General features: G+C 64.6%; 10 protein-coding genes and 1 tRNA gene. 3 read left to right on the forward strand and 8 right to left on the reverse strand.

All coding sequences use genetic code 11. The features are described 5' to 3' along the window. The first annotated feature begins 152 nt into the window (after positions 1 to 152). A complete protein-coding gene (locus tag NOM55_RS14255; protein ID WP_047967816.1) occupies positions 153 to 461 on the forward strand; it encodes a hypothetical protein in 309 nt (102 codons plus the stop codon). A 92-nt stretch (positions 462 to 553) separates the two neighbouring features. Here the strand turns inward: NOM55_RS14255 and NOM55_RS14260 are convergent, their stop codons facing one another. Beyond that, a complete protein-coding gene (locus tag NOM55_RS14260) occupies positions 554 to 1,420 on the reverse strand; it encodes an SDR family oxidoreductase (RefSeq protein WP_255909198.1) in 867 nt (288 codons plus the stop codon). A 33-nt stretch (positions 1,421 to 1,453) separates the two neighbouring features. Here NOM55_RS14260 and NOM55_RS14265 point away from each other — a divergent pair, with 33 nt between their 5' ends. After that, entirely contained in the window at positions 1,454 to 2,485 is a 1,032-nt protein-coding gene (locus NOM55_RS14265) for a CDP-6-deoxy-delta-3,4-glucoseen reductase (protein WP_255909199.1), read from the forward strand. 63 nt (positions 2,486 to 2,548) lie between these two features. Here NOM55_RS14265 and NOM55_RS14270 read toward each other — a convergent pair whose 3' ends face one another. The 3 genes from NOM55_RS14270 to ppa form a co-directional block, all read right to left on the reverse strand. Then, positions 2,549 to 3,193, reverse strand: coding sequence for a hypothetical protein (locus tag NOM55_RS14270; RefSeq protein ID WP_255909200.1), 645 nt, complete (start codon positions 3,191 to 3,193; stop codon positions 2,549 to 2,551). 7 nt (positions 3,194 to 3,200) lie between these two features. Further along, complete coding sequence (locus NOM55_RS14275; protein WP_047967818.1) at positions 3,201 to 4,094, reverse strand: LysR family transcriptional regulator; 894 nt, start codon at positions 4,092 to 4,094, stop codon at positions 3,201 to 3,203. Positions 4,095 to 4,166: 72 nt separating this feature from the next. Then, positions 4,167 to 4,697: an inorganic diphosphatase gene (gene ppa / locus NOM55_RS14280; RefSeq protein WP_047967819.1), complete on the reverse strand. Its 531-nt coding sequence runs from the start codon at positions 4,695 to 4,697 to the stop codon at positions 4,167 to 4,169. A gap of 109 nt (positions 4,698 to 4,806) precedes the next feature. Here ppa and coq7 point away from each other — a divergent pair, with 109 nt between their 5' ends. Next, entirely contained in the window at positions 4,807 to 5,427 is a 621-nt protein-coding gene (coq7, locus tag NOM55_RS14285) for a 2-polyprenyl-3-methyl-6-methoxy-1,4-benzoquinone monooxygenase (RefSeq protein ID WP_255909210.1), read from the forward strand. 83 nt (positions 5,428 to 5,510) lie between these two features. Here coq7 and NOM55_RS14290 read toward each other — a convergent pair whose 3' ends face one another. The 4 genes from NOM55_RS14290 to NOM55_RS14305 all read right to left on the reverse strand — a co-directional run bounded on the left by NOM55_RS14290 (position 5,511) and on the right by NOM55_RS14305 (position 9,869). Continuing rightward, complete coding sequence (locus tag NOM55_RS14290; protein WP_255909201.1) at positions 5,511 to 6,923, reverse strand: sodium:proton antiporter; 1,413 nt, start codon at positions 6,921 to 6,923, stop codon at positions 5,511 to 5,513. A gap of 213 nt (positions 6,924 to 7,136) precedes the next feature. Further along, positions 7,137 to 8,573 carry a sulfate adenylyltransferase subunit CysN gene (cysN, locus tag NOM55_RS14295; RefSeq protein ID WP_255909202.1) on the reverse strand — a complete coding sequence of 479 codons (1,437 nt, stop codon included), beginning with the start codon at positions 8,571 to 8,573 and terminating at the stop codon, positions 7,137 to 7,139. A gap of 83 nt (positions 8,574 to 8,656) precedes the next feature. Continuing rightward, positions 8,657 to 9,583 (reverse strand): sulfate adenylyltransferase subunit CysD, encoded by a 927-nt coding sequence (gene cysD / locus NOM55_RS14300; RefSeq protein ID WP_255909204.1) that lies wholly within the window; start codon positions 9,581 to 9,583, stop codon positions 8,657 to 8,659. A 211-nt stretch (positions 9,584 to 9,794) separates the two neighbouring features. Next, positions 9,795 to 9,869, reverse strand: a tRNA-Glu gene (locus NOM55_RS14305).

The raw sequence follows: 9,869 nt of genomic DNA on the forward strand, positions 1-9,869 counted from the left end.
GGCACGCACTGCGGCAGCGCCCGGCCTGGGTCGCTGCCGGCGGCCACTTGGTGCAGATCAACTCCGTCACCGATTCACCTTGGCAAAGCGGCAGCATGTGCCATGCTGTGTGAGGGGAAAGCGGACGTAGCAATGGACACGGGAGGTGTCTCATGAATGATGAACTGCATGACTTTGTAAAACTGCTGGAAGAGTACCGCGCCGAAGGGCAGGAACTGGGCACGTTGCTGTGCGTGGAGCCGGTGCGCCACCTGTCGCTGCCCTTGTGCCACGAGACCTGCGCCGAGTTGCGCGCCATGGCCGAGGTGTTCCAGTGCGACGAGGCACTGCTGGCCAGTGCCATCCTGCGCGGTGCGCTGCGCCATATGCAGCTGCACCTCAATGACGATCTTGACGCGCTGGCCGCGATGGCACGCGACCGGCTGTGCAGTCCGTGCGAGGACGCCAGCGAAGCGATCTGACGCAGCAGCAGCCGATAACGGAATCCCCCGCAGTGGCGCACGCCACTGCGGGCTTTTTTATGGCGGCGGCCAGGGTTGGCCGCAAGGCGGCGCTACAGCTGGCGCAGCAGCTCGTCCACCGTCGGGTAGCGCAGGCAGCCGGGCAGCTCGCGCAGCAGCCGCGCGTTGCAGAGGCGCCGCGATTCGGCCATGAACGACCACAGCCCCGGCGACACCTGCTGCTGTACCACCGCGCGTGGCAGCCGCGGTGCGCGCGGGTAGCCCAGCGTATCGGCCAGCTTGTCGTACCACTCGCCGACCGGCAGCGGCTGGCTGTCGCAGGCGTTGTAGACGCGGATGCCGCCGCGCGGCCGTTGCAGCGCGGCGACGCACAGCCGCGCCAGGTCGTCGGCGTGGATGTGGTTGCTGACGCTGTCCTCGGCGGCATCGATCAGCGGCGTGCCGTTGACGAGGCGGGTGAGCGGCAGCCGCTCGGCGGCGTAGATGCCCGGTGCACGCAGGATGGTCAGCGCGCTGCCGTGGGCGATGGCAAAGCTGCGCAACGCGCGCTCGGCATCGACGCGGCGGCACGCGCGCGGCGACGTTGGCCGCAGCGGCGCGCACTCGTCCAGCCACTTGCCATCGGCATTGCCGTACACGCCGCTGGTGCTGATATAGACCAGCTGCTGTGGTAAACTCGGCGTTTTTGCCAGTCGCGACAACACCTTGCGCATTCTGGGGTCGATGCGGCCGCTGTCCGGCGGCGGTGCGGTGTACAGCACCGCGTCGGCGATACCGGCGAGGCGCTCGAGACTGCGCGCATCATCCAGATCGCCCGGCACTGGCTGGGCTCCCAGCTGTCGCCATTGCGCGGCGGTTTCCGGGCGGCGCGTCAGCGCCAGTATCCGCCAGTGCGGCAGCAGCAGGGGCAGGGCACGCCGGGCGATGTCGCCGGTGCCGATGATCAACAGGGTTCGCATGACGGCCATTTTAGCGAAGTTTAAGGGAACAAGATGACGTGTCAGGTAAAGGTGCTTCCGAGCGGCCATTCTTTTGCGGTTGAAACGCATGAAACCATTCTTGAGGCAGCTTTGCGCCAGAACGTCGGCCTGCCTTACGGCTGCCGTGACGGTGCCTGTGGCGCCTGCAAGGGCAAGGTTGTCGCCGGCGAGGTAGAACACGGTGGCGCGCAGGAAAAGGCGCTGTCCGCCGCCGACCGCGCCCAGGGTATGGCGCTGTTCTGCTGTGCCAGGCCGCAGGGCGATCTCACCATCGAAGTGCGCGAGCTGGCCGGCATCGGCGACATCCAGATCAAGACCCTGCCTTGCCGCGTGGAGTCGATCGAGAAGATCCACGACGTGGCGGTACTGAAACTGAAACTGCCGGTCTCCGAGCGCCTGCAGTTCATGGCCGGCCAGTACATCGACATCCTGATGAAGGATGGCAAGAAGCGCAGCTTCTCCATCGCCAATGCGCCGCACGACGACGCCTTCATCGAGCTGCACATCCGCAACCAGCCGGGCGGTACCTTCTCCGAGTACGTGTTCAACAGCATGAAGGAAAAGGAAATCATGCGCTTCAAGGGGCCGCTGGGTTCCTTCTTCCTGCGCGAGGATTCCGACAAACCGATCATCATGGTGGCCAGCGGTACCGGCTTTGCACCGATCAAGGGCATCATCGAGCACGCCATCCACCACGGCATCACCCGCCCGATCGTGTTCTACTGGGGTGCGCGCACCCCGCACGACCTGTATATGGCGGAGCAGGCCGGCCAGTGGCAGGCGCAAAACGCCAACATCACCTTCATCCCGGTGGTGTCGGAGGCGCTGCCGGAGCACAACTGGCTTGGCCGCAGCGGCTTCGTGCACCAGGCGGTGCTGGACGATTTCGACGACCTGTCCGGCTACCAGGTGTACGCCTGCGGTGCACCGATCATGGTCGAGGCTGCGCACAAGTCCTTCATCGCCGAGCGCAAGCTGCCGGAAGACGAGTTCTTCTCCGATGCCTTCTTCCTGTCCAAGGACATGAGTGGCAGCAAGCCGTAAGCCGGCCTCCGCCGATGACAAAGCCGCCTGCAAAGGCGGCTTTTTTGCGTGTGGGCGGCAGGCTCAGGGCGCCGGCCGCAGTAGCTGCTCAAAGATGCCCTGCGTCAGCTGCTGCTGGCCAAGACCCAGCTCCAGCAGCCGCGCCAGCGTCAGCGCGTAGTGGCTGTGCAGTAGCGGTGGCCGCGCAAACTCCTGCAGCAGCGCACCCAGCTCCGGCTGGCTGTCGTCGTGCTGCGCACGGCGGTATTGCTGCGCCAGCGCCAGCAGCTGCTGTCCCAGCTGCAGCTGGCTGGCAAAGAACGCCGCCCAGTCCGGCTGTGTCTGGCCGTGCTGCATCGCCTCGCGCAGCAGCGGGCCGTTGATGTAGAGAAAGGCGTCAAACACGCGCTGGCAGAAGCGGCCGGCACCGCGCGGGCCGCACCACAGCCAGGCGCCGGCGGCCGGAGCGAGGGCGTCCAGCAGCGGCCGTGCCTGCTCGCGCAAGGCCGGGGTGCAGCCGACGAACAGCATGAAACCGTACTGCCGCGCCGCCGGGTGCGGCGTGACCGCCAGTTCGACGTCGATATCCGCGCTGTCGCTGCCACCCAGACGCAAGCCCTGCCAGCACAGCGCCGTGCCGTGGCGACTGGCCGCCGGCTGCAGGCCGCAGTCGGCCAGCCGCTGTTGCAACGCGTCGAGGGTGGTGGCGGGAGAGGCGGGCAGTTCCATCCGGTGTTTACAGTAGTTGCCAGTCAAAGTCGCGCAAACGCTGCAGGAACCAGGCCATTGCCTGCCCCGGTTCCTTGGTTTGCCATGCGTAATATAGTGGCACGGGATCGCGCGCGTCTTCCACTGCCTTGAGCAGCAAACGGCCGTCGGCCAGCGGTTTTTGTACATGCTGCAGTGGCAAAAAACCAATACCGAGGCCGGCGCACTGCATATTGATCTTGTCGTCGAGGCTGGACACCGTTAGCCGCGCCTGGCCTTCCTGGATCGAGGCGCTGCGCGGCGTCAGCGTGCGCGAGCTGTCGGCCAGCACGATGATGCGGTGCTTGCGCAACTCGTGTGCCGGGATCGGCTCCGCCGCCTGTGCCAGCGGGTGCGACGGTGCGACGCAAAAGCCGAAGGCGGCGTGGCCCATCTCGCGGCAGTACAGGTTGCCCTGTACCGGCATGTCCGGCGCCCCGATGGTGAGGTCGGCGCGGCCGTCGATCAGCGCATCCCACATGCCGCCAAAGTTCTCGCGCGTCAGGCGCAGTTCGGTCTGCGCGCCGAGCTCGTTGAATTCGCGCACCAGCTGGATCACGCGCGCGAACGGCAGCAGCTCGGAAATGGCGATGCGCAGCTCGCCCTCCCAGCCGGTGGCGTGGGTCTTCACCCGCTGTTCCAGCATCGCCGCCGAATCCAGCAGCGCGCGCCCTTCCTGCAGCAGCAGCTGCCCGGCCGAGGTCAGCTTGGCCTTGTGGCCGCTGCGGTCGAACAGCATCACGCCCAGATCCTGTTCCAGCTTCTGCACGCTGTAGGTGATGGCGGACGGCACACGGAACAGCGCCTCGGCGGCGGCGGCAAAACTGCCGCGGCGGTCGATGGCGTCCAGTACCAGCAGGGCGTCGAGGGAGAGTCGGGTCATGGTGGGGCAGCCTGAAAGCAGGATAAAAAAAGCCGGTGGCGCGTGCCACCGGCTGTGTCGGCCATCACGGGATCAACCCTGCTTGGCGCGCTCGATGCCTTCTTCCAGTTCGCGGGTGGCATCTTCCAGTGTACCCCAACCCTGGATTTTGACCCATTTGCCTTTTTCCAGGTCCTTGTAGTGCTCGAAGAAGTGCACCATCTGGTCGCGCAGTAGCTGCGGCAGGTCTTCCAGCTTCTGGATGTCCTTGTACATCGGGCACAGTTTTTCCACCGGCACCGCGATCAGCTTGGCGTCGACACCGCCGTCGTCTTCCATCTTGATCAGGCCCAGCATGCGCACGCGGATCAGTACGCCCGGCGGCAGCGGGAACGGGGTCACCACCAGCACGTCGACCGGGTCGCCGTCACCGGCGATGGTCTGCGGCACGAAACCGTAGTTGGCCGGGTAGAACATCGAGGTGCCCATGAAACGGTCCACGCACAGCGCGCCGCTTTCCTTGTCGAATTCGTACTTGATCGGGGCGCTGTTGGCGGTGATCTCGATGACGACGTTAACGTCGTTCGGCATGTTCTTGCCCGGGCTGATGAGGTCGATATTCATGCGTGAAAGTCCTTTTCCGGTTGAGTCGTCAGGAATAAACCCGGTGATTATACCAGCAGCCCAGCCGAGGTATAATCGCGTCTATTGATGAAGGCCATAACCGCACATGATGCTAGATAACCTGATTTCCGAATTCGACCGCGGCCTGCGCACCCTGTTTGCGCCAGCCAGTAGCGCGCGCCCGCACCCCGACCGCGATGTCGCCGAGGCGGAGCTGTCCGCCGCGGACAAACGCCACGCGCTGGGACTGATGCGTGTCAACCACTGCGGCGAGGTGTGCGCGCAGGCGCTGTACCAGGGCCAGGCGCTGACCGCTCGCGATCCGGCGGCACGTGAGGCGCTGCGCCATGCCGCGTTCGAGGAGGTGGAGCATCTGGCGTGGACCGAGCGCCGTATCCGCGAACTGGGCGGCCGTCCCAGCCTGTTCAACCCGCTGTGGTACACCGGCTCGCTGGCGATCGGCGTCACCGCCGGCCTGCTCGGCGACAAGTGGAACCTCGGCTTCCTGCAGGAGACCGAGCACCAGGTCGGCGCCCATCTCGACAGCCATCTCAGCGAGCTGCCGGCGCAGGACGACAAGAGCCGCGCCATCGTCAGCCAGATGCGCGATGACGAGCTGAAACACGCCGACATGGCACAGCAGCTGGGCGCGGCCAAGCTGCCGCCGCCGGTGAAGGGCATGATGAAGCTGTCCGCCAAGCTGATGACGGTGAGCAGTTACCGGCTGTGAACGCCGCCGCATGAAAAAGCCGCCCCTCGGGCGGCTTTTTTGTTGGCGGCCAACCTTGCGCAAGGTTGGCCGCAGGGGCGCTATCAGAAGAACAGCACGGTGAGCAGCAGGAAGGTCGGGATCAGGAAGGCGCAGGCCCAGCCGATGTAGCCGAAGAAGCTCGGCATCACCACGCCGCGCTCTTCCGCGATTGCCTTCACCATGAAGTTGGGGGCGTTGCCGATATAGCTGTTGGCGCCCATGAACACCGCGCCCATCGAGATCGCCAGCAGGGTGTTGGCGCCGGCGCCCATCAGCTGCTGTGCGTCGCCGCCGGCGAGGTTGAAGAAGACCAGATAGGTCGGCGCATTGTCGAGGAAGCTGGACAGCGCACCGGTGAGCCAGAAGTAGGCGACATTGACCGGGGTGCCGTCGGGGGCGGTCACCATGCGCACCAGGCCGGCGAAGGCGCCGTCCGGGCCGGCCTTCAGCATCGCCAGCACCGGGATCATGCTGATGAAGATTCCGGCGAACAGCTTGGCCACTTCCAGCATCGGCGCCCAGTTGAAGGCGTTGGCCTCGCGGCAGTGGCGCGGCGTCAGCTTCAGCGACAGCCCTGCCATCGCCAGCAGCAGCAGGTCACGCACCACGTTCTGCAGCTCGATGTCGAGGCCGTACACCTGCCACACCACGCCCGGCTGCCACACGCCGGACAGCAGCACCGCCACCACCACGCCGCCCAGCAGCAGGAAGTTGAGCTTGCCCTCGATGCGCAGCGGGCTGTCCGGGGTCGGGTCGCGCGCCAGCGTCTGCGCGCTTTCCTTGCGGTAGAAGTAACTGTCCAGCACGAAGAACACCAGCAGCAGGATCAGGCTGGCGCTGAACATCGGCGCCAGCATGTGCTCGATGGTCCAGCCGAAGCCGACGCCCTTGAGGAAGCCGAGGAACAGCGGCGGATCGCCCAGCGGCGTCAGCGAGCCGCCGATATTGGCGACCAGGAAGATGAAGAACACGAACACGTGGGTCTTGTAGCGGCGGTTGTCGTTGGCGCGCAACAGCGGGCGGATCAGCAGCATCGAGGCGCCGGTGGTGCCGGTGAAGCTGGCCAGCACGGTGCCGGTGGCCAGCACGCCGCTGTTGAGCAGCGGCGAGCCGTGCAGGTTGCCGTTGATGTAGATGCCGCCGGCGACGGTGAACAGCGCCACCAGCAGGATGATGAACGGCACGTACTCCAGCACCATGGTGTGCAGGATGTCGTGGCTGACGCCGGCCAGGCCATGGTTGGCCGCAAACGGCAGCACGAAGGCCAGCGCCCAGCCGGCGGCGATCTTGCCGAAATGGTGGTGCCAGATGGCGGGGGCCAGCAGCGGCATCAGGGCAATGCTTAACAGCAGGCCGGCAAAGGGCACGGCCCACAGCATGGACAGTTCTGCGCCATTGACGCTGGCGTGGGCCAGCGACGGCAGCAGCGTCAGTGCCAGCGGCAGCACAGGACGTAGCAAGCGGGGTAGGGACATGTTCGACTCTGGGTTGGGCAGGGGGCGCTGCGCTTCCGGCGAGTGCGCGCACCCTTGATTGTTATGACTCGTTCGAGGCGACCGGAAGGCGGCAATTGTAACCGCCGCATCCGTCGCCGCGCCATCGGGAACTGCCCTGCCCCCGGTGTGCCGCGCACAAAACAAAACGACCAGCCGGATGGCTGGTCGTTGTGGGGTGGTGCCGCCGCAGGATTAACCGAACAGCTTGCTGACGTCTTTGGCTTCCCAGTGCGGGAAGTGCTTGCGCACCAGCGCGTTGAACTCGATCTCGAACGCGCGCAGGCGGGCGAGGTCGCTCTGGTCCTGGCTGGCGCTGTCCACCGCCACCGCGCTACGGATCATGCCGGCACCGGCGGTGCCGTTGGACAGGCGGTCGATGACGATGAAGCTGCCGGTGGCGCGGCAGTCTTTGTAGGCGTCAAACACCACCGGTGCGGTGAACACGATGCGCACCAGTGCGATCTCGTTCAGCTGCAGCTTTTCCGCTTCGAAGGCGTCCAGCGTGTTCACGTCCACGCGGTGCACGATGCGCTCGACGCGGCCGGTAACGTTCTTGCCGGCCAGCTTGAAGCCGTAGTCCTTGCCCACCACCAGCGGGTTTTCGTCCATCCACACCAGGTGGGCCTCGATCGCCTGGCTCACCGTCGGTGCCGTTTCGTCGGCGCGCACGATCATGTCGCCGCGCGAGATGTCGATCTCGTCGGCCAGCGTCAGGGTAATGGCCTGGCCGCTGCGCGCCACGTCGAGCTTGCCCTCGTACACGACCACGTTTTCCACCGTGCTCTGTTTGCCGGACGGCAGCGCGACGATGCGGTCGCCGGGGCGGATCTCGCCGCTGGCGACGGTGCCGCAGAAGCCGCGGAAGTCCAGGTTCGGGCGGTTCACGTACTGCACCGGCAGGCGGAAGGCGCTCTGCGCCACGTCGTGGTCGATCTCGACGCTGTCGAGAATGCCCATTAGCGTCTGGCCGTCATACCACGGTGTGCGCTCGCTGGCAGTGACCACGTTGTCGCCGCGCAGCGCCGAGATCGGCACGAAGCGGATGTCGGCGATGTCGAGGTTGGCCGCAAAGGCGAGGTATTCGTCGCGGATGCGATTGAACACCGCCTCGTCGAAATCGAGCAGGTCCATCTTGTTGATGGCCACCACCACGTGCTTGATGCCCAGCAGGCTGACGATGTAGCTGTGGCGGCGGGTCTGCGTCTGCACGCCGTAGCGGGCGTCGATCAGGATCACCGCCAGGTTGCAGGTCGAGGCGCCGGTGGCCATGTTGCGGGTGTACTGCTCGTGGCCGGGGCAGTCGGCGATGATGAACTTGCGGCGGTCGGTGCTGAAGTAGCGGTAGGCGACATCGATGGTGATGCCCTGTTCGCGCTCGGCCTGCAGGCCGTCGACCAGCAGCGCGAGGTCGATCTCTTCATCGGTGGTGTTGTACTTTTTCGAGTCGCGCTGGATCGCCGCCAGCTGGTCTTCGAAGATCAGCTTGGAGTCGTGCAGCAGGCGGCCGATCAGTGTCGATTTGCCGTCGTCGACGTTGCCGCAGGTGATGAAGCGCAGCAGGTCCTTGTTTTCGTGTTGCTTCAGGTACGCCAGGATGTCGCTGGCGATCAGGTCGGATTGGTGTGCCATGAGCGTCGTGCCTTGCATCAGCAAGGTTGGCCGCATGCGGCCAACCTTTGAACATTCGGTAGGGAAAGAAACGGCGGCTTAGCTTAGAAGTAGCCTTCCATCTTCTTCTTCTCCATCGAGCCGGACGAGTCGTGATCGATCACGCGACCCTGGCGTTCGGAGGTCTTGGTCAGCAGCATTTCCTGGATCACTTCCGCCAGCGTGGTGGCTTCCGATTCCACCGCCCCGGTCAGCGGGTAACAGCCGAGGGTGCGGAAACGGACCTTCTTGGTCTCGATCTTCGCTTTTTCCTCGTCGCTGAGGTACTGCAGGATGCGGTCGTCGTCGATCATGATCAGCGTGCCGTCACGCTCGATCACCTTGCGCTCGGCGGCAAAGTACAGCGGCACGATCTCGATGTTCTCGAGGAAGATGTACTGCCAGATGTCCAGCTCGGTCCAGTTCGACAGCGGGAACACACGGATCGACTCGCCCTTGTTGATCTTGGCGTTGTAGATGTTCCACAGTTCCGGCCGCTGGCTTTTTGGGTCCCAGCGGTGGTTCTTGTCGCGGAAGGAGTACACGCGCTCCTTGGCACGCGATTTTTCCTCGTCGCGGCGGGCGCCACCGAAGGCGGCGTCGAACTTGTACTTGTTCAGCGCCTGCTTCAGGCCTTCGGTCTTCATCACGTCGGTGTGTTTGGCACTGCCGGCGGTGAACGGGTTGATGTTGGCGTCGACGCCTTCCTGGTTGACGTGGACGATCAGGTCCCAGCCGTATTCCTTCGCCTGCTTGTCGCGCAGCGCGATCATGTCCTGGAATTTCCAGGTGGTATCCACGTGCATCAGCGGGAACGGCGGCCGGCCGGGGGCAAAGGCCTTTTGTGCCAAATGCAGCATCACCGCCGAATCCTTGCCGATGGAGTACAGCATCACCGGGTTGTCAAACTCGGCGGCGACTTCACGGATGATGTGGATGGACTCGGCTTCAAGTTGCTTGAGGTGAGTCAGCCTCTCCTGACTGATATTCATCTTTGCGCTCAATTCTCTGGCTGTTGGCATCGTCGGCAGCATCTCTGCCGTGCCGGGGATTCCGACAGTTGAACTGTACCGGAGCGCGGACGCGGCCAGAAAGACTGATTTTATATATCAATATGCGATATCGAGAGCAAAAACAATGGCAAGGCGGGAATATCGAGGCAGAAACAAAAACACCACCCGAAGGTGGTGTTTTTGCTGAATCTGGCGTCCCCACGGGGAATCGAACCCCGGCCGCCGCCGTGAAAGGGCAGTGTTCTAACCGCTAAACTATAGGGAC

Origin of the sequence: Vogesella sp. AC12 (assembly GCF_024437575.1) — a bacterium.
Lineage (GTDB): Bacteria > Pseudomonadota > Gammaproteobacteria > Burkholderiales > Chromobacteriaceae > Vogesella > Vogesella indigofera.

Excerpts from the sequence above, each read along its gene's own strand:
- NOM55_RS14255 (WP_047967816.1), top strand. The coding sequence starts at position 153 with ATGAATGATGAACTGCATGACTTTGTAAAACTGCTGGAAGAGTACCGC.
- NOM55_RS14260 (WP_255909198.1), bottom strand. The coding sequence starts at position 1,420 with ATGCGAACCCTGTTGATCATCGGCACCGGCGACATCGCCCGGCGTGCC.
- NOM55_RS14265 (WP_255909199.1), top strand. The coding sequence starts at position 1,454 with ATGACGTGTCAGGTAAAGGTGCTTCCGAGCGGCCATTCTTTTGCGGTT.
- NOM55_RS14270 (WP_255909200.1), bottom strand. The coding sequence starts at position 3,193 with ATGGAACTGCCCGCCTCTCCCGCCACCACCCTCGACGCGTTGCAACAG.
- NOM55_RS14275 (WP_047967818.1), bottom strand. The coding sequence starts at position 4,094 with ATGACCCGACTCTCCCTCGACGCCCTGCTGGTACTGGACGCCATCGAC.
- ppa (WP_047967819.1), bottom strand. The coding sequence starts at position 4,697 with ATGAATATCGACCTCATCAGCCCGGGCAAGAACATGCCGAACGACGTT.
- coq7 (WP_255909210.1), top strand. The coding sequence starts at position 4,807 with ATGCTAGATAACCTGATTTCCGAATTCGACCGCGGCCTGCGCACCCTG.
- NOM55_RS14290 (WP_255909201.1), bottom strand. The coding sequence starts at position 6,923 with ATGTCCCTACCCCGCTTGCTACGTCCTGTGCTGCCGCTGGCACTGACG.
- cysN (WP_255909202.1), bottom strand. The coding sequence starts at position 8,573 with ATGGCACACCAATCCGACCTGATCGCCAGCGACATCCTGGCGTACCTG.
- cysD (WP_255909204.1), bottom strand. The coding sequence starts at position 9,583 with ATGAATATCAGTCAGGAGAGGCTGACTCACCTCAAGCAACTTGAAGCC.